The organism is Mesorhizobium newzealandense, assembly GCF_042682145.1.
Lineage (GTDB): Bacteria > Pseudomonadota > Alphaproteobacteria > Rhizobiales > Rhizobiaceae > Mesorhizobium > Mesorhizobium newzealandense.
Genome location: NZ_JBHUGZ010000010.1, coordinates 225,347 through 246,731 on the forward strand (window position 1 = coordinate 225,347; position 21,385 = coordinate 246,731).

22 protein-coding genes and 1 pseudogene are annotated in these 21,385 nt (G+C 63.6%); 13 read left to right on the forward strand and 10 right to left on the reverse strand.

Annotated elements, in window-relative coordinates; all coding sequences use genetic code 11:
* Positions 1-24: 24 nt before the first annotated feature.
* The 3 genes from ACFSOZ_RS15455 to ACFSOZ_RS15465 are packed head-to-tail and all read right to left on the reverse strand — an operon-like array spanning position 25 to position 1,929.
* Entirely contained in the window at positions 25-237 is a 213-nt protein-coding gene (locus tag ACFSOZ_RS15455) for a tautomerase family protein (protein WP_379099489.1), read from the reverse strand.
* A 29-nt stretch (positions 238-266) separates the two neighbouring features.
* Positions 267-1,163, reverse strand: coding sequence for an SDR family oxidoreductase (locus ACFSOZ_RS15460; protein ID WP_379099795.1), 897 nt, complete (start codon positions 1,161-1,163; stop codon positions 267-269).
* 7 nt (positions 1,164-1,170) lie between these two features.
* Positions 1,171-1,929: an SDR family oxidoreductase gene (locus ACFSOZ_RS15465; RefSeq protein ID WP_379099492.1), complete on the reverse strand. Its 759-nt coding sequence runs from the start codon at positions 1,927-1,929 to the stop codon at positions 1,171-1,173.
* 103 nt (positions 1,930-2,032) lie between these two features.
* Between ACFSOZ_RS15465 and ACFSOZ_RS15470 the strand changes: the two genes are divergently transcribed.
* The 3 genes from ACFSOZ_RS15470 to ACFSOZ_RS15480 all read left to right on the forward strand — a co-directional run bounded on the left by ACFSOZ_RS15470 (position 2,033) and on the right by ACFSOZ_RS15480 (position 6,698).
* On the forward strand, positions 2,033-2,926 hold the full coding sequence (locus ACFSOZ_RS15470; RefSeq protein WP_379099495.1) for a LysR family transcriptional regulator: 894 nt from the start codon (positions 2,033-2,035) through the stop codon (positions 2,924-2,926).
* A gap of 179 nt (positions 2,927-3,105) precedes the next feature.
* Complete coding sequence (locus ACFSOZ_RS15475) at positions 3,106-5,703, forward strand: bifunctional diguanylate cyclase/phosphodiesterase (RefSeq protein ID WP_379099497.1); 2,598 nt, start codon at positions 3,106-3,108, stop codon at positions 5,701-5,703.
* 167 nt (positions 5,704-5,870) lie between these two features.
* Entirely contained in the window at positions 5,871-6,698 is an 828-nt protein-coding gene (locus tag ACFSOZ_RS15480) for a class II aldolase/adducin family protein (RefSeq protein ID WP_379099500.1), read from the forward strand.
* Positions 6,699-6,739: 41 nt separating this feature from the next.
* Here ACFSOZ_RS15480 and ACFSOZ_RS15485 read toward each other — a convergent pair whose 3' ends face one another.
* On the reverse strand, positions 6,740-6,931 hold the full coding sequence (locus tag ACFSOZ_RS15485; protein ID WP_379099503.1) for a hypothetical protein: 192 nt from the start codon (positions 6,929-6,931) through the stop codon (positions 6,740-6,742).
* A complete protein-coding gene (locus ACFSOZ_RS15490; protein WP_379099505.1) occupies positions 6,931-7,323 on the reverse strand; it encodes a TetR/AcrR family transcriptional regulator in 393 nt (130 codons plus the stop codon). Before ACFSOZ_RS15490 ends, ACFSOZ_RS15485 begins: the two co-directional genes overlap by 1 nt.
* Before the next feature lie 203 nt (positions 7,324-7,526).
* Here ACFSOZ_RS15490 and ACFSOZ_RS15495 point away from each other — a divergent pair, with 203 nt between their 5' ends.
* Positions 7,527-8,678 (forward strand): alpha-hydroxy acid oxidase, encoded by a 1,152-nt coding sequence (locus tag ACFSOZ_RS15495; RefSeq protein ID WP_379099798.1) that lies wholly within the window; start codon positions 7,527-7,529, stop codon positions 8,676-8,678.
* A gap of 306 nt (positions 8,679-8,984) precedes the next feature.
* Entirely contained in the window at positions 8,985-10,523 is a 1,539-nt protein-coding gene (locus tag ACFSOZ_RS15500) for a winged helix-turn-helix domain-containing tetratricopeptide repeat protein (RefSeq protein WP_379099509.1), read from the forward strand.
* Positions 10,524-10,607: 84 nt separating this feature from the next.
* On the opposite strand, the gene ACFSOZ_RS15505 is transcribed toward ACFSOZ_RS15500, so the two are convergent.
* On the reverse strand, positions 10,608-10,973 hold the full coding sequence (locus tag ACFSOZ_RS15505) for a hypothetical protein (RefSeq protein WP_379099512.1): 366 nt from the start codon (positions 10,971-10,973) through the stop codon (positions 10,608-10,610).
* Between ACFSOZ_RS15505 and ACFSOZ_RS15510 the strand changes: the two genes are divergently transcribed.
* Positions 10,967-12,460, forward strand: a complete 1,494-nt coding sequence (locus tag ACFSOZ_RS15510; protein ID WP_379099515.1) for a winged helix-turn-helix domain-containing protein — start codon at positions 10,967-10,969, stop codon at positions 12,458-12,460. The two genes, ACFSOZ_RS15505 and ACFSOZ_RS15510, sit on opposite strands and share 7 nt — an antisense overlap.
* Positions 12,461-12,751: 291 nt before the next feature.
* Here the strand turns inward: ACFSOZ_RS15510 and ACFSOZ_RS15515 are convergent, their stop codons facing one another.
* A complete protein-coding gene (locus ACFSOZ_RS15515; RefSeq protein WP_379099518.1) occupies positions 12,752-13,447 on the reverse strand; it encodes an alpha/beta hydrolase in 696 nt (231 codons plus the stop codon).
* 188 nt (positions 13,448-13,635) lie between these two features.
* On the opposite strand from ACFSOZ_RS15515, the gene ACFSOZ_RS15520 reads away from it, so the two are divergent.
* The 3 genes from ACFSOZ_RS15520 to ACFSOZ_RS15530 are packed head-to-tail and all read left to right on the forward strand — an operon-like array spanning position 13,636 to position 15,640.
* Complete coding sequence (locus tag ACFSOZ_RS15520; RefSeq protein WP_379099521.1) at positions 13,636-14,880, forward strand: winged helix-turn-helix domain-containing protein; 1,245 nt, start codon at positions 13,636-13,638, stop codon at positions 14,878-14,880.
* Complete coding sequence (locus ACFSOZ_RS15525; RefSeq protein WP_379099524.1) at positions 14,853-15,179, forward strand: hypothetical protein; 327 nt, start codon at positions 14,853-14,855, stop codon at positions 15,177-15,179. Before ACFSOZ_RS15520 ends, ACFSOZ_RS15525 begins: the two co-directional genes overlap by 28 nt.
* Positions 15,180-15,220: 41 nt before the next feature.
* On the forward strand, positions 15,221-15,640 hold the full coding sequence (locus ACFSOZ_RS15530; RefSeq protein WP_379099527.1) for a hypothetical protein: 420 nt from the start codon (positions 15,221-15,223) through the stop codon (positions 15,638-15,640).
* A gap of 28 nt (positions 15,641-15,668) precedes the next feature.
* Here the strand turns inward: ACFSOZ_RS15530 and ACFSOZ_RS15535 are convergent, their stop codons facing one another.
* Entirely contained in the window at positions 15,669-17,291 is a 1,623-nt protein-coding gene (locus tag ACFSOZ_RS15535; protein ID WP_379099530.1) for an ABC-F family ATP-binding cassette domain-containing protein, read from the reverse strand.
* A gap of 393 nt (positions 17,292-17,684) precedes the next feature.
* Here ACFSOZ_RS15535 and ACFSOZ_RS15540 point away from each other — a divergent pair, with 393 nt between their 5' ends.
* Together ACFSOZ_RS15540 and ACFSOZ_RS15545 are read left to right on the forward strand one after the other, a co-directional pair.
* Complete coding sequence (locus ACFSOZ_RS15540; protein WP_379099533.1) at positions 17,685-17,984, forward strand: hypothetical protein; 300 nt, start codon at positions 17,685-17,687, stop codon at positions 17,982-17,984.
* A gap of 486 nt (positions 17,985-18,470) precedes the next feature.
* Entirely contained in the window at positions 18,471-18,992 is a 522-nt protein-coding gene (locus ACFSOZ_RS15545) for a hypothetical protein (protein ID WP_379099535.1), read from the forward strand.
* Positions 18,993-19,000: 8 nt separating this feature from the next.
* Here the strand turns inward: ACFSOZ_RS15545 and ACFSOZ_RS15550 are convergent.
* Positions 19,001-19,599 (reverse strand): annotated as a pseudogene (locus tag ACFSOZ_RS15550) (YdeI/OmpD-associated family protein).
* 202 nt (positions 19,600-19,801) lie between these two features.
* On the opposite strand from ACFSOZ_RS15550, the gene ACFSOZ_RS15555 reads away from it, so the two are divergent.
* Positions 19,802-20,146 carry a VOC family protein gene (locus ACFSOZ_RS15555; RefSeq protein WP_379099538.1) on the forward strand — a complete coding sequence of 115 codons (345 nt, stop codon included), beginning with the start codon at positions 19,802-19,804 and terminating at the stop codon, positions 20,144-20,146.
* A gap of 100 nt (positions 20,147-20,246) precedes the next feature.
* Positions 20,247-20,855 (forward strand): hypothetical protein, encoded by a 609-nt coding sequence (locus ACFSOZ_RS15560; RefSeq protein ID WP_379099540.1) that lies wholly within the window; start codon positions 20,247-20,249, stop codon positions 20,853-20,855.
* A 21-nt stretch (positions 20,856-20,876) separates the two neighbouring features.
* On the opposite strand, the gene ACFSOZ_RS15565 is transcribed toward ACFSOZ_RS15560, so the two are convergent.
* Positions 20,877-21,350, reverse strand: a complete 474-nt coding sequence (locus ACFSOZ_RS15565) for a cupin domain-containing protein (protein WP_379099543.1) — start codon at positions 21,348-21,350, stop codon at positions 20,877-20,879.
* Positions 21,351-21,385: the final 35 nt, after the last annotated feature.

Consider the following 21,385-nt stretch of genomic DNA (forward strand, 5'->3'; position numbering starts at 1 on the left):
GCCTCGCAAGGCTCGGTTCAGGCGCTAGTCCCTGGCGCGATAGGCTTCCGGCACGACGAACACTTCGTCGGCGCGGCCATAGCCGCCGTCGGCGACTTCCTCCACCAGCACCATCGTATGGGGCCTTGCGGCTTCGCCGAAGAAGTCGACGAACATCGCGGTCGTTCGATGGATGAGGTCTTCCTTCTGCGCCTTGGACAGAGCCGCCTGCGGCATCTTGATGTTGGCGAATGGCATGATCGTTTCCTTTGCTCTCGAAGTTGATTTCAGGCAGTCGGATGGAGCAGGTCGGCAAGGCCGATCCGTTCCATGAGTTGCGCGCGGACGCGATCGGCGACGCCATTGACGATCGTCGCGCCATCGTCCGAGGGGTCGATGTGGACACGCAGCGGGCGCCTTCCCCAAGGCATCGCGACGAGGTCGACGATGGCCGCCGCGATATCGGCCGGATCGGCGTCCGCCGGCTCAAGCGCGGCCAGCCCCTTCAGCACCTGCTCATCGACACCGGCGTATGGCCCGGACCAGTAGAGCGCCGCGCGCTCCGCATCCGCGGGCGCCGCGGCATGGTGAAAATGCTCGGTGCCCTTGGTGAAGGCGCCCGGCACGACGATGGTCGTCTCGATACCGAAGCGGGCAAGTTCCAGCGCATAGCTCTGCGCCAGCGCATCCATGCCGGCCTTGGCCGCGAAATAGGCCGCAAGGAAGGGCGGGGTTCCGCCACGCGTGCTGCTCGAACCGACCCAGATCATCTGGCCCCGGCCAAGAGAGCGCATATGCGGCAAGGCCGCCCGGTTGACACGCTGCGTGCCGACGACGTTGACGTCATAGAGCTGTGCCAGCTGTTCGGGCGCGAACGCCTCGGTCGGTCCAAACCCCATGTGCCCGGCATTGTGGATGAGCACGTCGAGCTGGCCGGCCTCGCCGAGGATCAGCCGGACCGCCGCCTCGGCCGAAGCGTCCGAGGTGACATCGAGCGCGATGGCCTTGAGCGCCACGCCCTCGTCGCGGGCGAACGTCTCGATTTCGGCCGCCGCAGCACCGCCGCGCGCCGCCGGGTCGCGCATCGAGGCATAGACCGTGTGGCCCGCCTTCGCCAGCGCCCGCGCCGTCATGGCGCCGAAGCCGCTGGAGGCACCTGTGATCAGAATTGTCTGTTGCATGATTGTCTCCTCAGACCACGCCGCCATTGGCGCGGATGATTTGCCCGTTGACCCAGCCGCTGTCCGGCCCGGCCAGGAACGACACCAGCCCGGCAATGTCGTCGGGCTGGCCGAGCCGGCCGAGCGGGATCATCTTGCCGATGGCCTCGATCTGCGCTTCGCTCTTGCCGTCCGTGAACAGGGCGGTCTCGATCGGCCCCGGCGCCACCGCATTGACGGTGACACGGCGCGCGCCAAGCTCCTTGGCCAGGATGTGGGTCATCGCCTCGACACCCGCCTTGGTGGCGGCATAAACGCCGTAACCCGGCTGATAGAGGCCGACGACGCTGCTCGAGAAATTGATGATGCGGCCGCCGTCGCGAAGCCGGCGCGCGCCTTCCCGCATGCCGCGGAACACGCCGCCGAGATTGATCGCGATTTGCGTATCGAAAGAAGCGTCGTCGGTCTGCACGATCGGCGCCGTCTTCATGATGCCGGCATTGTTGACGAGGATGTCGATGCCGCCAAACGCCTTCTCGCCGGCGTCGAACAGCGCGGCAATGCCGGCCGGATCGGCGATATCGGCCTGTACGGCGATCGCCTTGCCGCCGCCGGCTTCGATCGCACGCACAAGCTCTTCCGCCTCCGCGCGTCCCCTTGCATAGTTGACGACGACGGCGACGCCGTCGCGGGCGAGCCGCTGTGCGATGGCGGCACCGATGCCCTTGGAGGCGCCGGTCACGATCGCGGTTCTGGTTTGATTGCCCGTATCTGTCTGCTGGTTTGTCATGGAAGTGTCTCCGTGTTGTTGGTGACACAGATATAGCCCAAGCCATCTTCCGGATAATCAGCCGCCTATTGACATCACTATTCGGAAACTGCGAACAAATGTCATGGATCGGCTCGACACCATGCGGCTCTTCGTTCGCGTCCTGGAGCGGCGCAGCTTCACCGCTGCCGCCGCCGATCTCGGCCTGCCGCGTTCGACCGCGACGGAGGCGATAAGGCGGCTGGAAGAGCATCTCGGCGCGCGCCTGCTGGAGCGAACGACCCGGCAGGTCAACGCCACACAGGACGGCGACGCCTATTACCGGCGCTGCCTGTCGATCCTTGCCGAAATCGAGGACGCCGAGGCCGCTTTCCGCAATGCCGAGCCCTACGGGCTGCTGCGCATCGACGCCAGCACGCTGCTTACCCGCACATTCCTTTTGCCGCGCCTGCCGGAGTTTCTTGCCCGCTATCCCCGCATCGACCTGCAGATCGGCCAGAGCGACCGGCTGGTCGATCTCGTGCGCGAGGGCGTCGACTGCGTGATCCGCGTCGGCGAACCGCCCGACAGCGGTATGATCATGCGGCGGCTGGCGATGGTCCGCGAGATCACCTGCGCCAGCCCCGCCTATCTCGAACGGCACGGCACACCCACTTCCCCCGATGCGCTCGATGGCCACCAGGCGGTGGGGTTCGTCTCGTCGCGCACCGGCGAGACCCTTCCGTTCGAATTCACCGTCGGCGGCAAAACCCTTGAGGTCAGGCTGCCGGGCCGCGTGGCGGCCAACAATTCGGACACTGCAGCCGACCTGGCGCGGCTCGGCCTCGGCTTGATCCAGGCGCCGCGCTATCGCTTCGAGAAGGATCTTGCCGACGGGACGCTCGTCGAGGTGCTGGCCGGCTACCCTCCCTCTCCGACGCCGCTGTCGGCGCTTTACCCGCAAAACAGGCAGCTTTCGCCGCGGCTTCGCGTCTTCCTCGACTGGGCCTCGCGCATCTTCGCCGAAGCGAACCTTTAGCGCCCGGCCTCGGTTGAGCACAGCCCGAGGCGTTCCAATCCGTCCGCGCCCGGTATAGAAACTTCTTTCTGGCATGGAAGGTTAAATTTAAGCGTTTGCTACTAGGATCGGCCGGCGGGCTATTGTCGAGGAAAGGTATTCAGGTCGAATTGGCCATAACGGGACTCAGTCTCGGCCGCGTGAGACAGGCCGTTTTTTCCTCCGCCAACTTGCCGGCGGCGATTGCTTTTGTTGTGCTTATGGTCTGCGCCGTCATTGCCGACCAGCAGAACAGAAGGGTTTCCGATCAGCTGGCGCGCGCTGATGTGCTGGCCAAGGTCAACGTCATCCGCGCCAAGCTGGAAGGCAACATAAACGGCAATCTTCAGCTTGTTCAGGGCCTCGTCTCAGCCATCGTTACAGAGCCCTATATGGGCCAGCAGAGATTCGCATCACTCGCGGGCAATCTGTTCGAGCAGAAATCGCAGTTGCACAACATCGCCGGCGCGCCAGACCTCGTTATCTCGCTGATGTACCCGATGGAGGGCAACGAGAAGGCAATCGGGCTCGATTACCGCAAGAACGAGGAGCAACGCCTGGCTGCGCTTCGGGCGCGCGACCAGCGCGCGCTGGTATTTGCCGGACCGGTCAACCTGGCGCAAGGCGGGCGCGGCTTCATCGGCCGCATCCCGGTCTTCGTGCCGACGGCGGGAGGCGGCGACCGCTTCTGGGGCATCGTTTCGGCGGTGGTCGATGTCGACCGGCTCTACGCGGCGAGCGGACTGGCCGAGCCCGATCTCGACATCGATGTCGCGCTCACCGGCAAGGATGCGCTGGGCGGCGGCGGCGAACGTTTCTTCGGCAACGGCAATGTCGTCGCCGGCAATCCCGTGTCGGCCGATGTGCAACTGCCTTCAGGCTCCTGGCAGATTTCGGCCATCCCCAAGGGTGGCTGGCCGGCTCCGAACAATGAGTGGACCTTGCGGGCGCTGATGGCACTTGCCGGCGCGCTGGTGGTGCTGCCGATCCTCGTGGCCGGGCGGCTGTTCGGCGAAAGGCAAAAGAACTACGCCGAGTTGAGGCTCCTGTCCGGCCGCCTGGAGCTGGCGCTGGAAGCATCGGGCATCGGCGTTTGGGAGCACGACCTCGCCACCAACGAGCTGGTTTGGGACGACCGCGTCAACGAAATCTACGGCAAGCCGGCCGACGGCAAGCCGCGCGGCTATAGCGACTGGGCGCTGGCGATCCACCCCGAGGACATCGAGCGGGCAAAGCAGGACTTCGATTCGGCCGCGGCGACAAAAGGCCCCTACTTCTCGCAATACCGGCTCCTGCGCCCCGACGGCGCCATCCGTCATGTGCGCACGCGCGCAAGCTTCTTCCAGGACATCAGCGGCACGCCCAAGTTGATCGGCACCGAGTGGGACGTGACCAGCGACGTGCTGCTCAACGAGAACCTCATTCGCGAGCGCCAGCTGTCGGAATCGAAGAACGCCGAGCTGAAGCTCGCCAAGGCGCATATCGAGCATGTGGCGCTGCACGATTCGCTGACCGGCCTGCCCAACCGCCGCTATCTCGACGAGATGCTGGCCGAAACCGGCCAAAACGACCGCATGGCGCTGCTGCATCTCGACCTCGACCGCTTCAAGCAGATCAACGACACGCTGGGCCACGCAGCGGGCGACGCCATGCTGATGCATGCCTCGAAGGTCATCACGGCCAATGCCGGTTCTGCCGATTTCGTTGCGCGCATCGGCGGCGACGAGTTCGTCGTGGTGAGCCATGGGCGGGACGACGACGAACTCTCGGCACTCGCCGACCGCATCATCGAGGAGATGCGCCAGCCTGTCGCTTACCAGGGCCATCAGTGCCGGTTCGGGGTCAGCATCGGCATTGCCGCCAACAGCAGCGGCGACGCAAAGCAGTTGCTCATCAACGCCGATCTCGCGCTTTACCGGGCCAAAGGCCGTGGCCGCAACCGCTACGAGTTCTTCAACGAGGAACTGCAGAGCGAGATCGTACGGACCAAGCAGGTCGCCGATGAGATCCTGGGCGGGTTGGAGCGGAACGAATTCATCGCTTATTTTCAGCCGCAGTTCGACGCCAGGACGCTCGAGATCGTCGGTGTCGAAGCGTTGTCGCGCTGGAAGCATCCGCGCCGCGGCATCCTGGCCCCCGACGCCTATCTCAAGGTGGCCGAAGAGCTCAATGTCGTATCGCTGATCGACCGCATCGTCCTCAAGGAGGCGCTGGAGAATTTCGAGCGCTGGTCGCGCAGCCATCTCAATATCCCGCGCGTCTCGGTCAACGTCTCGGCCAGGCGCCTGGAGGACAAGGACCTGATCAAGGGTCTGCGCCAGCTCGCCATCAAGGAAGGCACCGTGTCGTTCGAGCTGGTGGAGTCCATCTTCCTCGACGAGAACGATGACCTGGTCACCTGGAACATCGAGCACATCAAGGAACTCGGCATCGACATCGAGATCGACGATTTCGGCACCGGCCATGCCTCGATCGTCTCCCTGCTCAAGCTGCGGCCGCGTCGGCTCAAGATCGACCGCCAACTGATCACGCCCATCACCGGCTCGACGGCGCAGCGACATCTGGTGTCGTCGATCATCGAGATCGGCAAGTCGCTCGGCATCGAAGTGGTTGCCGAGGGCGTCGAGACGATGGAGCACGCGCGCATCCTGAAAGAGCTTGGCTGCGATATCCTGCAAGGCTACTTTTTCGGCCGCCCGATGGAGGCGAAGGCCTTCAAGACCTTCGCCCAGTCGCGCAAATGGCTGGCGGCCGGGTAGCTGCCAGGCGCGCCCTACCCTCACGACAGGGCCGCGACATTGGAATGTTTCGCACCTATTCGGAAGAATTCGGAACAATTGCTGTAGCCTTTGAGACTCCAGCCCGAAGCTCCCCCAGTCTGAGGCCTGCCGTCATGCCGACGGTATGGAACCCCAGGGAGGGAGCAATGGACGTCGTCACGTCAATTCCAGACACCGAAAGCGATTTGGCTGTCAGCAAGCAGGCGGCCTATGAACCCCTCTTCAAAAGGCGGGGACCATCGCGCTTCGAAGACCTCGGGCAGGAGCGGCAACACCGAAAGGAAAGGCTTGCCGCCGGCTTCCGCATATTCGCGGCGCTGGGTTTCAGCGAAGGCGTCGCCGGACATATCACGGCACGTGACCCGGAATTCACCGACACTTTCTGGGTCAATCCGTTCGGCATGCATTTCGCGCACATTACCGTCTCGGACCTCATTCGGGTCGACAGCGCGGGCGACGTGGTCGAAGGCTCGATGCCTGTCAATGTGGCCGCGTTCGCCATTCATCATCAGGTCCACGCGGCGCGGCCGGATGTCGTTGCGGCCGCGCACACCCACTCCATCTACGGCAAGGCATGGTCGGCGGTGGGCCGGTTGCTCGATCCCATCACGCAGGACGCCTGCGCGTTCTATGAGGACCACGTCTTCTTCGACGACACGCGCGTGCTGGTCACCGAGGCGAGCGAAGCCGCACGCATCGCCGAGTGCCTTGGCACTCACAAGGCGGCGATCCTGCGCAATCACGGTCTGCTCTCTGTTGGCCAGACCGTCGACGAGGCCGTCTGGTGGTTCATCTCTATGGAACGCTGTTGTCAGGCGCAGTTCCTCGCCGAAAGCGTCGGGACGCCACTGCAGGTCGACCCGGAAAATGCCCGTGCCACCCGCGCGGTGAACGGCACGCCCCTGGCCGGCTGGTTTCAGTGCCAACCGCTCTGCGACCGCATCCTCAGGCAACAGCCGGATCTGCTTGGATAGGTCCGCGCGTGGTCCTCAGTTGGCCAGCGAAGGCTTGACCATCAGCCTCCAGCGGCAGGTCCATTCACGACCAGTCTTTTGGCGGCATCGGCCGCGGCGGTGCAATAGCCGCGGTCGCCATGGATCAGGATCATGACCATCGCACCCTCGACCAGCAGGAACAACTCGCGCGCCCGCTCGCGCGGCGATGCCACCTTCGCTTCGGCGAGAAGGGTTGCCAGATGCTGTTCCATCAAGGCTTTGTGCCGACGCGCCATCGAGCGTGCCGGATGGCCGGAGAGATCGGCAAGCTCGATTGCCAGCCGGGTAAATCCCGACCCCGCCAGCGCGGCTTGGCCGACCATTTGGCCAGCCCACCGAAGAGCTTGTCGACCAGTTGCTCCGGGCCGCCCGACAGGTCGATGCCGTAGGTCTGGAACTCGGCGAAGGCGCGTTCATGCTGTGATGCAAGCACCGCGGTCAGCAACGCGTCCTTGCTGTCGAAATGATAGTAGAGCGTGCGCTTGGTGACGCCTGCGGCACTCGAGATCTCATCCATGCCGACGCGGAAGAATCCCCGACGGCGAAAGAGCTTGTAGGCCGCCTGCAATATGTCTGGCCGGGTCTGGTCGGACGATCTGGGCACGGAGCGACGCTCACACCGATGGATGAATGTATACTCGCTAGTGAATTTACATCCGCGCGCGGGCGACATTCAATGGATCGGTCACAATATTCATCAGGGAGCCGACGATGGACAGGCTGGTCTCCGCAGTACCTGATCTTGGACAATCCACCGATGCTGCAGCGTTTCGCGCCCAGGCCAAGGCTTCACCGGCGCCCTTGCGCCTGAAAAACATGACCTGCATCGAGGATCTTCGACAAGCGGCCCGCCGCCGCGTTCCCAAACCCTTTTTCGACTATGTCGAGGCTGGCGCCTATTCCGAACAGACCTTGCGCGCCAACAGCGCGGATCTGGAGCGCATAACGTTCCGCCAGCGCGTCCTGGTCGACGTTTCGCAACGGGATACCGCGACAACGATCCTCGGCGAGAAGGCCTCGCTTCCGATAGCGCTGGCACCGATCGGCATTGGCGGGATGCAGTGGGCCGATGGGGAGATTCTCGCTTGCCGCGCCGCGCAGGCGGCCGGTGTCCCCTACACGCTCGGAACCATGGCGATCTGCTCGATCGAGGACGTTGCCGAGGCGGTCGAGAAGCCGTTCTGGTTCCAGCTCTATGTGATGAAGGACCGCGGCTTCGTGCGCTCGCTTGTCGAGCGCGCCGCGGCGGCCCGCTGCAGCGCGTTGGTGCTCACCGTCGACCTGCAGGTGCTGGGACAGCGCCACGCCGACGTGAAGAACGGACTCTCGGTTCCGCCGTCGCTGAACCTGCGCAACCTTCTCGCACTCGCGACCAAACCCGCCTGGGCCCGGCGGATGCTCACCGCCAGGCGCTGGACGTTCGGCAATCTCGCCGGCCATGTGAAAGGCGAGCAAGGCGTCAAGGAACTCGCGGACTGGGTGTCGCATCAGTTTGATCCCACGCTCAACTGGAACGACGTCGAGTGGATCAGGAGCATCTGGCCAGGCAAGCTCATCATCAAGGGCATTCTCGACGTGGACGATGCGCGCATCGCCAGCAAGGCCGGCGCAACCGCGATCGTGGTCTCCAATCATGGCGGCCGGCAGCTGGATGGCGCACCATCGACGATCTCCAAGCTGCCGGAAGTCGTTGAAGCGGTGGGCCGCGAAACCGAAGTGCTGTTCGATGGCGGCGTGCGGTCCGGTCAAGATGTGATGCGCGCGCTGGCACTTGGCGCGAGAGGCTGCCTGGTCGGCCGGGCCTACATATACGGCCTTGGCGCCGGCGGAGAGGCCGGTGTGGCGACGGCCATTGAGATCCTTCGCAAGGAACTGTCCGTCACCATGGCGCTGACCGGCACAAGAAGTATCGACGAAATCGGCGTGCGGGTGCTGAACCAGCCGAGGCCGGCTGGATGAAGGCCGTCACGATGGCATTGCCGTGGGGCGCCTCGATTGCTTCGGCGCGGCGCTTCTGGCGGTCGATGTAATCCGCCATGTAGCGGTCGAGGGCGGCGCGGAATTCTTCTTCGCGCGGGCGCGGTCTGCTCGCCGCAACCGTCTGGCTGGTCCCGGTCTCAAACTCGAAACGGTCAAAAACAACAGCGGACATTTTCGGCTCTCCTGTCTCGAAACGCGATGACAGGATGAGCCGGGCGCGCATTGTCGTCCCGGGCGCCCGCCCGAATAGTTCTAAAAAGCCCCGAAAATATGCTAGTTTGCACCATGGTGGGGAAGCGGTTTGCCTTCGGCCCGTTCGAGCTCAATCCGGAAGCGGGAACGCTGCTCCGGCAAGGCATGCCCGTTCCCGTCGGCTATCGCGGCGTGCTGCTGTTGGGAGCGCTGGTGGAGCGGCCCGGCGAGGTCCTGTCCAAGGCCGAACTGATGGACGCGGCGTGGCCGCACGCGGCCGTCGAGGAAAGCAACCTCTCGGTCCAGATCGCCTCGCTGCGGAAACTGCTTGGGCCGGGGTCGGACGACGCCGAGTGGATCGCCACCATCCCCCGGGTCGGCTATCGCTTCGGCGGCGTGGTGGATTGCCTCGACGCGGCCGCGGCCCCACCCGACAGCGCGGAGGCCGGGCCTTCGATCGCCGTCCTGCCCTTTGCCAATCTCAGCGACGACGCCGAGCAGCAATATTTCGGTGACGGCCTCGCGGAGGACATCATCACCCGCCTCGCGCGGCTGCGCTGGCTGTTCGTGTCGGCGCGCAACTCGTCGTTCACTTATGGCGGCAAGCCGGTCGACGTGAAGCAGATCGGGCGCGAGCTCGGCGTGCGCTATGTGCTCGACGGAAGCGTGCGCCGCTCGGGACAGCGGCTCAGGATCAACGCCAGGGTGAGCGACGCCGACGCCGGGCGCCAGATCTGGGCCGAGCGCTATGATGCGGAGATCGCCGATTTCTTCGCGCTGCAGGACGAGATTGCCGAGAGCGTGATCGGCGCCATCGAGCCCAGGCTCTACGTGGCCGAGCAGGAACGGTTCCAGAGCCGGTCGCCCGGCAGCCTCGACGCCTGGGGGTTCGTGATGAAGGCGATGCCCTATGTGTGGACCTGGGCCTCCCTGCCCGATTTCGAGATCGCCGAGCGGCTGCTCAAGAAAGCCATCGACATCGACCCCGACTATCCGCGCGCCAACTGCCTGATTGCCTGGGGCCTCGCAGCAAGGGCGATGCTTGGACTGGCTGATGCCGAAGCCGCCTTGCCGACCGCCCACGACATGGCGCAACGGGCGATCCGCAGCGACCCCGAGGACCCCTGGACGCACTTCGCCACCGGCTTCGTGCATATGGCCTCGCGCCGTTTCGATCCGGCCGTGAAGGCCTTGTCCGAAGCGATCACCCTCAATCCGAGCCTGGCCTATGCGCATATGATCCTTGGATCGACCTATGCCTATGCGGGCATGCCCGACGACGGCCTGCACCATGTCGCGCTGGCCGACAGGCTCAGCCCGCGCGATTTCACGCAGGCGGGCAGCCTTTCCGTCATTGGGCTCTGTCATTTCATGGCCGGGCGTTACGCCGAAGCAGCCGAATTCGAGCGGCGGGCGGTGGATCTCAGGCAGAATTTCGGCACGGCCTGGCGCACATATGCCGCCTCGGCCGGCATGGCGGGCGATCGCGCCACCGCGGCCCACGCGCTATCGCAGGCACGACGCCTGCAACCAACCGTGTCCGTGGACTGGGTCGAGAAGTATCACCCCATCGTCCACGAAAGGGATCGAGCCCGCTACATCGAGGGGCTGCGCGTCGCCGGGCTCGACTGATCGGCGAGGCCGGCTCCGTCGTTGCGATGGTGGTGCCGCCTATCGTGAAGCGGCCAGCAAGTACGGGTGGATCGACGGAGAGATTCAGCAGAATTTCAGAAATTTTCCGGTACGCGCCCTTTCCTTGGCTTCATTGTTCTCAACAGCGAAACGGAGGAGGTCGAACATGTCACTGAATGAGAACACGCGCCAAGCCGCCCGGCATGAACTCCTGGAATTTGCGTCCAGCGTCATGGCTGGGTCCCCTTGTGCCCCCATGCCTGGAACAATGTTCGAAATGCTCGAGATCGTGGCCGTGGAAAGGTATATGGCTTCCAGCCAAAGTGAAGGCGGGTCAAATTCTCCTGATCCCTTGACGTCCGCGCCGATTGAGACCCCAATCAGGCAGCGTTTGGTCGAACTGGTCAGATCGGCATTCAATGTCGCGAGAAAACCCAGGGCACGTGGCACTTGGCAGTTGCGAGCTTGATCTTGCCCGTGGGCTGCTGCTGCGCGATGGGAAACCCGTTGCTCTCCGCTCCAAGGCTTTTGATCTGTTGACCTACCTCAGCAGGAATGTTGGGCGTGTCGCGACAAAGTCGGAACTGATGTCAGCGGTGTGGCCCGATGTCTTTGTGACCGAGGACTCACTGACGCAGGCTGTCAGGGAGTTGCGAAAGGCGCTGCACGACGAAAGCCAAACCATTATCCGCACGGTCGCCAAACGCGGCTACATCCTCTCTGTTTTCGATACGCCGGAGCAAGAGCGCTCCGGGCAGCCGAGCGTAGCGGTACTGCGTTTCAGCAATGAAGGTGCGCCGGAAGACACCCCTTTGGTCGACGGTTTCGCCGAGGACATTGTCAATGCGTTGGCTCGCTTCGGAACAGTCGTCGTGCTGGCGCGCAATTCCGGATTTGCATTTGTCTCGGATTCCGCTTCCGATTGGCGTGCCGTTGGCGACAGCCTTGGCGCAACCTATCTGGTTCGCGGTAGGGCGACGACTCGCGCAGACGGCATGCGGGTCACGATCAGCCTCGTCGCTGCTTCGACGGGTGGAGTCCTCTGGAGCGATACTTTTTCCGCGTCCGGCGGCGAGATCTTCGACATTCAGGAAGAAATCGCCCGCCGTGTGGTGAACCGGCTGGTCGCTCGGCTCGACGACGCAGGTATCAAGCACGCAACGCCAAAACCTCCCGACAGCCTGGCCGCATACGAGCTTCTCCTGCGTGGGCTGGCCCGACTGCGCGGTTATGGTGATGATGACAATGAGGCTGCGCGCGCTCTTTTCCAGGCTGCGGTCGAAAAGGACCCGACTTATGCCTTGGCGCATTCCTATATCGCGCTCGCCGATCTCATTATCGGTGGCTATGCTGAGGCATCCCCAGCATTGCTTGATTCAGTGATCGACCGCGGGGAGTGTGCGGTGACCTTGGCACCGGAAGAGCCACGCTGCCATCGCGTACTCGCCCAGGCTTTGATCTCTGCGCGTCGGTTCGACGCGGCTGAACATCACCTTCAACGCGCGCTCGACCTCAATCCATATGACGCCGATACGATTGCGCAAATGGGGTTCTTGCTCACGATGAGAGGCAGGCCTCTTGAAGCACTCGCGGCGCTTGACAGTGCGATACGGATCAACCCGATCCATCCAGACTGGTACCACTATGATCGCGCCATCGCGCAATACTCAGTTGGAGATTACAAGGCCGCGCTTGTCAGCATGTCCAAAGTCCCCTCGAAGACCCCCTGGCGACTTACAAGACTGGCGGGGTGCCACGCTCAACTCGGCGATCTGAAGGAAGCTCAGCGCATTATTGCGGAGGTCAAGCGGATAGCGCCCGATTATTCGCCATTGCAGTTTGCGCAAACCGGGATCGCATACGAACATGAGAGTGATGTCGAACATCTCGTTGCCGGCGTCGCGAAAGCACTCGCAGCATATGAAGAGCAACCCTAGGCGGCGCCAGCGGTGCAGCCTTCGCCTTGGATATGCAGCTTCTCGCCGGGAGCGCTGGCCCAAATTGCCGATCGATGGTGAACGAGGGAACCTGCCTCATCTCAGCAAAATCCGTCGTTCTCCGAGAGGCGGGGCGTACTACGATCAGCATCTCCTTGGTGGCGATGTCGAGATGGTCGGTCGGCTCGTCCAGCACCAGCCGGCGAGTGCCCCGCAGCGCCGGTGCGGACTGGAACAGAAAAAAACCTGAGCGCCGCCAGGCGCCCAGGCCGTCATCTCGATCATGCGGGTTCAGTTCTTGCCGGTGGCCGCCTGTTCGATGAGCTTGGCGACGGCGCCGGGATTGGAGACGTAGACTGCGTGGCTGCCGGGCACTTCAACGACCGTCGCCTGGGCGCGGCTTGCCATGTTGCGCTGCGCCGGCGGTGGGATCATCCGGTCGTCGGTGGCGACGAGATACCAGCTGGGCTTCACTTTCCAGGCCGGAGCGGTGACCTTGCCTTCGAGCGCCGCCACACCCCAAGGCACCTGCGAGTCCGCCATGAAGGAGGCGAGCGAGGGACGGACATCGGCGGCGAACGAGGCGGCGAACTTCTCCTTGTCGAGCATCAGGAAGCCGTCGACGGGCGGCAGGATCGGCGGCACCGACGCTCCGGGCGGCGGGTTGGCGATCAGGGTCGAAACCGATTCGCCGGCATCCGGCGCGAAGGCCGCGATGTAGACGACGCCCGCCACCTTGGGATCGGTGCCGGCCTCCGACACCACGACGCCGCCATAGGAGTGGCCGACCAGGATGACGTTGCCGGGAGCGGTGGCGATGGCGCGCTTGGTGACGGCGACATCGTCGGCGAGCGAGGTCGTCGGGTTCTGGACGATGGTGACGTCATAGCCGTCCTTCTTGAGGATCTGGTAGACCCCGTCCCAGCCGGAGCCATCGACGAAGCCGCCATGCACGAGGACGACGGACTTTGCTGCAGTGTTCGACATGTGAGTTCTCCTGTTCAAATCGGTGGTTGAGCGTTGGTTGCAGGAGGACTATGCGGCAGGGTTGGCGGGCGCGCTTTGACGCGACCTTCAGGCTCTCTTGATTTTACCTTGAGACCGCTTTGATTTTGCGTCCACGACCCGGCTAGAGTGTCAGGAGTCGCAATTCCCGCGCGGTCTGGAGCAGCAGCTTGCCGTATCTCTTCGAGGATTTCGCCCTGGATGGCGATCGGTGCGAACTGCGTCGCGGCAACGACCTGATCTCCGTCGAGCCGCAGGTGTTCGACCTGTTGCAATATCTGATCCGCAATCGCGAGCGGGTGGTCAGCAGGGACGACCTGATCGATGCGGTGTGGCAGGGGCGCATCGTCTCCGACGCGACGCTCGCCAGCCGCATCAACGCCGCCCGCAATGCGCTCCAGGACAGTGGCGAGGAGCAGCGGCTGATCCGCACCATCCTGCGCAGGGGCCTTCGCTTCGTCGGCACTGTGCGCGAGGAGGTCGAGGCGACGGCACCAGTGGCGCAACCGAAGCCTGCCCTGGGCATTCCCGCCCGTCCTTCCATCGCCGTGCTGCCCTTCGTGAACATGAGCAGCGATCCCGAGCAGGATTATTTCGCCGACGGCATGGTCGAGGACATCATCACCGGCCTGTCGCGCATCCGCTGGCTGTTCGTCATCGCCCGGAATTCGAGCTCCACCTACAAGGGCCGCGCGGTCGACGTGAAGCAGGTCGGCCACGAGCTCGGCGTGCGCTACGTGCTGGAAGGCAGCGTGCGCAAGGTGGGAAGCCGCGTCCGCATCACCGGCCAGCTCATCGACGCGGAGGACGGCAGCCATATCTGGGCCGAACGCTACGACCGCGAGTTGACCGACGTGTTCGCTCTGCAGGACGAAATCACCATCAGCGTGGTCGCGGCAATCGAGCCCAATCTGCGCCGGGCCGAGATCGAACGCGTCCGACGCGATCGTCCCAACAGTCTCGACGCCTATGATCTGCTGCTGCGCGCGCTGCCCGATGTCTACACCTTCATGCCGCAGGGCGCCGCCAAGGTCTGCCGCTGCTCGACCAGGCGCTCGCCATCGAGCCGACCTATGCGCTTGCCCACGGCTTTGCCGCCTGGGCGCATCAGACCCTGTTTGTGCGTGGTGGCATGCAGCCGGAGAACCGCGAGAAGTCGATCCGCCATGCCCATGCGGCGATCGAGCACGGCTCGGGCGACGCGATGGCGCTCGCTCTGGCCGGGTTCACCATTGGCCTGGTGGAGCACGACCGCGGGCTGGCCGACGAGGCGTTTTCACAGGCTCTGGCGCTCAGTGCATCCTGCGCCTTCGTCTATGTGTTCGGCTGCGTGCCGGTGGCCTATGGCGGCGACGCGGCACGCGCTATCGACTGGTGCGAGCAGGCGATGCGGCTCAGCCCCCTCGACGCCATGAGCTGTGTGCCGCAAGGCATCATCGGCTTCGGCAACTTCCTGTCCGGCAGGCACGAGCAAGCCGTCACGGCCGGCCGGCGGGCGGTGGAACTGAATCCCGGGTTCAGCATCCTGCACGGATGGCTGGCGGCGCCGCTTGCCAGGCTCGGGCGGCTCGACGAGGCAAAGGGAGCGGCGACGCGGCTCTTGTCGCTCGATCCGCATTTCAGCATCGGCCGCTGGTCGGCGGCCGTCGGAATCGCGCCCGATATCATCGATGACGTGACCGATGCCATGCGGACGGCGGGATTGCCTGAATAACGCTGCGCGCCCGTTTGGGTTGGGCTAACCGGAGGATCGGCATGGGTCTCGATGTGGCAGTTTTCAAAAGCACTTCGACCATGGAGCGGGAATTCCCCGGCTATTGCTTTCAGCGGGAACCGGTAACTGGCGAATGCGAGGTGATCCATCCCGAGGGCGTGAATCTCACCTGGGACGTTGTCACGGCGCGCGACTGGCGCGTCGGAAACATCGCCCACGTCGCCGCGCTTCGCGAGACGATCGCCGGCTATCTCGGCGAAGGATCAGCTTTGGAACGGATTGTCCTCTTTTCAGGCAGCCACGTCGGAGACGTTATCGAGGAGCCGAGCTTCGGCGAGCTCGAGCGCGAATTGCTGCTGATCGAATCCAGCACCGACCCATGGGTCTGGGAATTTGCTAATGGACTATCGGAATTGATCGGCACGGCACGGCAGGAGCGGAACCCGATCGTGTTTGTGTAAGCCGAAGTGCGGTTGGCGGCCCTCTTCCCTAGCTCCGCAAGCCCGGCGCCTCATGCCCCGTCCGCTCGACATATTCCGTATAGCCGCCGCCATAGGTGTGAATGCCTTCTGGCGTCAGTTCCAGCACGCGGTTGGAGAGGGCTGCCAGGAAATGCCGGTCGTGCGAGACGAACAGCATGGTGCCTTCGTACTGCGAGAGTGCCGTGATCAGCATCTCCTTGGTGGCGATGTCGAGGTGGTTGGTCGGCTCGTCCAGCACCAGCAGGTTGGGCGGGTCGAACAGCATCAGCGCCATCACCAGCCGCGCCTTTTCGCCGCCTGACAGCACGCGGCATTTCTTCTCGATCTCGTCGCCGGAAAAGCCGAAGCATCCGGCGAGCGCGCGAAGCGGCGCCTGGCCTGCCTGCGGGAACGCGTCCTCCAGCGTCTGGAACACGGTGCGCTCGCCTTCCAGCAGCTCCATGGCGTGCTGGGCGAAATAGCCCATCTTGACGCTCGGGCCGCGTGCCACCGTGCCGGTGTCCGGTTCCGAGGCGCCGGCGACCAGCTTCAGCAGCGTCGACTTGCCGGCGCCATTGACGCCCATGATGCACCAGCGCTCGCGGCGGCGGACCTGGAAGTCCAGCCCCTCATAGATGCTGCGGCTGCCATAGCCCTTGTGGACGTTCTTCAGCGTCACGACATCCTCGCCGCAGCGCGGCGCCGGCTGGAAATCGAAGGAAACGGTCTGGCGGCGCTTGGGCGGCTCGACGCGGTCGATCTTGTCGAGCTTCTTCACCCGGCTCTGCACCTGCGCGGCATGTGACGCCCGCGCCTTGAAGCGCTCGATGAAGGCGATCTCCTTGGCCAGCATCGCCTGCTGGCGCTCGAACTGCGCCTGCTGCTGCTTGTCGGCGATCGCCCGCTGCTGCTGGTAGAATTCGTAATTACCGGAATAGGCGGTCAGCGAGCCGGCGTCGATCTCGACCACCTTGTTGACGATACGGTTCATGAACTCGCGGTCGTGCGAGGTCATCAGCAGCGCGCCGTCATAGTTCTTCAGGAAGGATTCCAGCCAGATCAGGCTTTCGAGGTCGAGATGGTTGCTCGGTTCGTCGAGCAGCATGGCATCCGGGCGCATCAGAAGAATGCGGGCCAGCGCCACGCGCATCTTCCAGCCGCCGGACAGCTTGCCGACATCGCCGTCCATCATCTCCTGCGAAAAGCCGAGACCGTCGAGCACCTCGCGGGCGCGGCCGTCGAGCGCATAGCCGTCGAGTTCCTCGAAACGGTGCTGCGCCTCGCCATATCTGGCGATGATCTCGTCCATCTGGTCGGCCTGTTCGGGATCGGCCATGGCCGCCTCGAGCGCGGCCATCTCGGCCGCCACGTCGCTGACCGGCCCGGCGCCGTTCATCACTTCGGCCACCGCGCTATGGCCTTCCATGTCGCCGACATCCTGGCTGAAATAGCCGATGGTGACGCCGCGATCGACCTGCACCTGGCCTTCGTCGGGCTGCTCCTGGCCGGTGATCATGCGAAACAGCGTCGTCTTGCCGGCGCCGTTCGGCCCGACGAGGCCGACCTTCTCGCCCTTCTGCAGCGCCGCCGACGCCTCGATGAAGACAAGCTGGCGGCCGTTCTGCTTGCTGATGCTTTCCAGTCTGATCATGCGGTTTCCGGGGGGCTTGGAGCTTGGAAGGATTTTCCCCGGGGCCATACGCGATGGCGGGCGCCAGAGGAAGAGGCGCAAGCGCCGCAGTGGCGGGAGCGGCGAGCCCTTCCTTCTCCCCTTGTGGGAGAAGGTGGATCGGCGCTTTAGCGCTGAGACGGTTGAGGGGTGCTGGACCGAGTGAGACGTTGGCGTTTCCTGGAACACCCCTCATCCGTCGCCTTCGGCGATACCTTCTCCCACAGGGGGAGAAGGGGAAGACCGTCCCCAGACACAACCCAGAAACAAGATTCAACAGTTCGGAAAAACTGGCGAAAAGATCGGCTGGCATAAACCACCCTGCGGCGGCCGGAAAATGGTCGCGGCAAAACGCGAACGGAATGGTTATCGGCAATGCAACGAGGTTCTGACCGATGGATGGGTGCCCTGCTCGGCATGTCGCTCGCCGTCACCGCGATCGGACCGTCGGAAGCGAAAGCCGCCATCACCCGCAGCGAACAATGCGACCGGCTCAGTCTTCAATTGGACCAGGCCATCCAGACCACAGCCGAGACGACCGAGGTCGCCGAGGCAACGACGCTGCAGAAGACGGCCGTCCGCTTCTGTGCCGAGCGCAAGCAGGCGCAAGGCATCAGGACGCTCGCCAACGCTCTGAAGCTGCTTGGAGTGACACCGGACGATCAAGCCCAGTGATATCAGATCTTTGAAACCAGTTTTTGAAGCCCAGACTTTCCCCGATCTTCCTGACTTCCTCCCGGGAAAAGGCCGCACTCGCGAAAGCGAGGGCGGCTTTTTCTTACACGCACTTCAGGAAGAATGTGCAGCGGCGCTCCACCCGGAATTGCGTAAAATCAAAGCCTTACAGCGGTTCCACGATTCAAACGTTGAACCGCCCGAAACCAGGCATCGGCTGAACCTGCGCTGCGCCGAAGAGCCTCACTTCTTGCCCTGCGGATAGATCGTCTCGCCCGCGCTTCAACATCGCGACGGCGTACCCGACGCAGATCGCGCCAAGAAGTCGCCTCGGGGGCTATAGCTGACGATGCTGAATCCCACTCCCATCCCGCCGGAACATGCCGTTGCGTGTCACAACGGTGCTCGACTTTCTTGTCCAGGCTGTCCGCGACGACGCTTTGATGGCGTGATCGGCGCCTTGATCGACTGCATGGTAACCTGATTGTGGCGGGCGAACTGGCAACGGCTAAATGGAGCCGGCCAATCTTTCTTGGATCGACACGATGCGTTCAACTTCAGGATGTATGCAACATCGTTGATGCTAGTTTTGTTGGCAGTGTCGAGGGCGGAATGAAAAGGTTCCTGTCGATCGTTGGTGCCTTCTTCGGGCTCATTTTTGCGGCGCTTGTCTGCTGGACCATCGCCTACAATTACCAGGAGCGGTTGAGCGATCGTCAGCTGGTTTTGATAGCGGCAACTCGCGCGGCCAAAAGAGACAATCAATACGCATCTGGCGAAGATCTGATTGTTCGTAATCCTGGTTGCTGCATCGCGTTGCACTCAAACCACGACTGGTTGCGATTTCCAGCCCGCCTCTATGAAGACGGCGTTTCCGTTGTGCAGATGGACTATGCAATCCGCGAAAATCCAAAGCTTCTCTATTTCGAGGAGTTTGCAATCGGCTCCGACGGGACGATCTTGGAGACCAGAGGAATGGAGACGACAACGCCAATGGCTGGACGATAGCCAGAGGCTCACTTCTTGCCCTGCGGATAGATCGTCTCGCCGCGCGTCAGCATCGCGACGAAGGTCTCGATCTTCTTCCTGCGGCCGGCCTCGGTCTTCATGTTGTGGGTGCGGAAGGCGAGCGCGAAGCGGTTCTGCGCGCTGAGCTTTGCCAGCATCTCCTTTGCCTTGGGTTCCGCGTCGATCGCCGCCTGCAGATCGTCGGGGATCTTCATCTCCTTCCCGCTGCCATAGGCGCGCGCCCAGCGCCCGTCGGCCTTGGCCGCCTCGACCTGTCTCAGCCCGTGCTCGGTCATGCGGCCCGCCTCGACCAGCCGCGCAACATTGTCGATGTTGATCAGGCTCCAGATGCTCTTCTTGCCGCGCGGCGTGTAGCGCTGCAGGAAGCTCTTGTCGTCCAGCCCCTTGCGCACGGCGTCGATCCAGCCGAAGCACAGCACCACGTCGATGGCCTCCTTGGGCGTGATCGACTTCAGTCCCGACCCACCTTGTGGACCTTGATCCACACCTCGGTTTCGGTGGCGTGGTGCTGGCCGAGCCAGGCATGGAAGCTGGCCGGATCCGGGAATTCCCTGACCTTGTCGGGGTCGACCTTGACCGGCGCCATCAGCACACCTGCCCGTTCGTTGCTCTTGCCGCTCGCATCACTGACATCTTGCCTCCAGCACCGTGCCCAAATCATCCGCCAAAAGCGTGACTTGGGTCCCTGTCGGTTTCCGGCAGCAGAGACCTTGCCGGCGGATGACGATGGAACGCACCACCCATCGCTGCGTTGCGCCTACAGTGCAACCATCGATTGGAGGTTCGCGATGGCGATCCAGACCATTTTCGCCCATGTCAGCTGCTCCAACCTCGAAGCCAGCATCGGCTGGTATGAAAAGCTCTTCGCCAAGGCGCCGCTGCGTCGGCCGATGCCGGGCCTGGCCGAATGGCAGTTCAGCGACAGCGCCGAGGTGCAGCTCTTCGAGGACAAGAACAAGGCCGGCACCAGCACGCTGACGCTGGGCGTGCTGCCGCTGGCGCCCGAAAGGCAGAGGCTGGTGGACGCCGGCCTCGAACCCGGCCCGATCGAGGAAGCCGACCATTTATACATCATGCGCATGCGCGATCCCGACGGGAACCTGGTGGTGTTTGCGAGTGCGCAACGCCACTAGGCCGGCGTTGCTTCGCGCCCTCGACCGAAAATAATACTCCGCCCCGCTGTAGAAATCTCGCAGACCTGCCATGGTCCTGTTCCACACCTCGGAACATGCCATGAAATCTCTGTTGCTCGCTCTTCTTCTCCTGCCCACAGCGGCCCTGGCCGAGCCCATCGAAACCCAGAAAATCATCACTGCGGTGACCGGCGACTTCAACGGCGACGGCGCCGTCGACCTTGCCATGGTGGTCGAGACCGAGCCCGGCGATCCGATGGACATCCACTTCTTCCTCGGGGACAAGGAGCACAATTACCTCAAGCCCGTCGAGATCGTGCACGAGCAGATCCTCGGCGAATGGAACGGCTATGACCGGCCGGGCTACGAGAACTCCGACACCGAGCCCGAGCTGACGATGCTGCCGAACGGCTCGATCAAATTCTATCTGCCGGCGATGCCGGTCGGCGGCGAGCGGACCAACATGACGCTGACCATCGCCTGGCGCAACGGTGCCTTCATCGTCGCCGGCTTTGCCTACGACCATTATGACTATTTGAAGGAGAATGCCGAAAGCGCCTGCGAATACAACGTGCTGACCGGCAAGGGCACCAGCAGCAGGAAGCAGCCGGACGGCAGCACGAAGCACAAGACCGTCTCGGTCGAAGGCCAGACCATCGCCTTCAAGGACTGGAACCCGGGCACCACCTTCAGCGCTTGCGGCGAGTGACCGGCGTCCCTTCGACCGGCGTCAGGCCGGTGGCGGCGCTGCCGGCGTCAGCCCATGGCGGCGCATGATGTCCATCATCCTGGCCTTGTCCGGCGGGCCGCCGGCGGCAGCGTTGAACACCGCGAAGGCCTCGCGAAAATAGTCCGGGCCGATCGCCGCAGGCGTGACGATGCAAAGCGCCTTGGCATCCCTGGTGCCATTGTTGTCAAACCGGTGAACGGCGCCGCGTGGAATGCACAGCGCCTCCCCCGGTCCAACCTCGATCGCCTTGCCGTCGACGGTCCAGGTCAACACCCCGTCGACGCCGTAGATCGTCTCTTCGTAGTGGTCGTGGCTGTGCGCCGGCGCTGGCAGCCGCTGCGCGCCGGGCACCATCAGCTCGAAGGTGGCGACGCTGCCGTTCGAACTGTCGCCCGACACCAGGAAGCGAACCGATAGCCCCTTGGTGCCGATGGTTTCGTTGGCTGGATTGACCTGAAGATCCACGGCTGGCATTGCACAAACTCCCCGGGTAAATTACATTTACCACA

Coding starts and splice junctions, on each gene's coding strand:
- ACFSOZ_RS15455 (WP_379099489.1), bottom strand. CDS start 237: ATGCCATTCGCCAACATCAAGATGCCGCAGGCGGCTCTGTCCAAGGCG.
- ACFSOZ_RS15465 (WP_379099492.1), bottom strand. CDS start 1,929: ATGACAAACCAGCAGACAGATACGGGCAATCAAACCAGAACCGCGATC.
- ACFSOZ_RS15470 (WP_379099495.1), top strand. CDS start 2,033: ATGGATCGGCTCGACACCATGCGGCTCTTCGTTCGCGTCCTGGAGCGG.
- ACFSOZ_RS15480 (WP_379099500.1), top strand. CDS start 5,871: ATGGACGTCGTCACGTCAATTCCAGACACCGAAAGCGATTTGGCTGTC.
- ACFSOZ_RS15485 (WP_379099503.1), bottom strand. CDS start 6,931: ATGGAACAGCATCTGGCAACCCTTCTCGCCGAAGCGAAGGTGGCATCG.
- ACFSOZ_RS15500 (WP_379099509.1), top strand. CDS start 8,985: ATGGTGGGGAAGCGGTTTGCCTTCGGCCCGTTCGAGCTCAATCCGGAA.
- ACFSOZ_RS15515 (WP_379099518.1), bottom strand. CDS start 13,447: ATGTCGAACACTGCAGCAAAGTCCGTCGTCCTCGTGCATGGCGGCTTC.
- ACFSOZ_RS15525 (WP_379099524.1), top strand. CDS start 14,853: ATGCGGCTCAGCCCCCTCGACGCCATGAGCTGTGTGCCGCAAGGCATC.
- ACFSOZ_RS15530 (WP_379099527.1), top strand. CDS start 15,221: ATGGGTCTCGATGTGGCAGTTTTCAAAAGCACTTCGACCATGGAGCGG.
- ACFSOZ_RS15535 (WP_379099530.1), bottom strand. CDS start 17,291: ATGATCAGACTGGAAAGCATCAGCAAGCAGAACGGCCGCCAGCTTGTC.
- ACFSOZ_RS15540 (WP_379099533.1), top strand. CDS start 17,685: ATGCAACGAGGTTCTGACCGATGGATGGGTGCCCTGCTCGGCATGTCG.
- ACFSOZ_RS15555 (WP_379099538.1), top strand. CDS start 19,802: ATGGCGATCCAGACCATTTTCGCCCATGTCAGCTGCTCCAACCTCGAA.
- ACFSOZ_RS15560 (WP_379099540.1), top strand. CDS start 20,247: ATGAAATCTCTGTTGCTCGCTCTTCTTCTCCTGCCCACAGCGGCCCTG.
- ACFSOZ_RS15565 (WP_379099543.1), bottom strand. CDS start 21,350: ATGCCAGCCGTGGATCTTCAGGTCAATCCAGCCAACGAAACCATCGGC.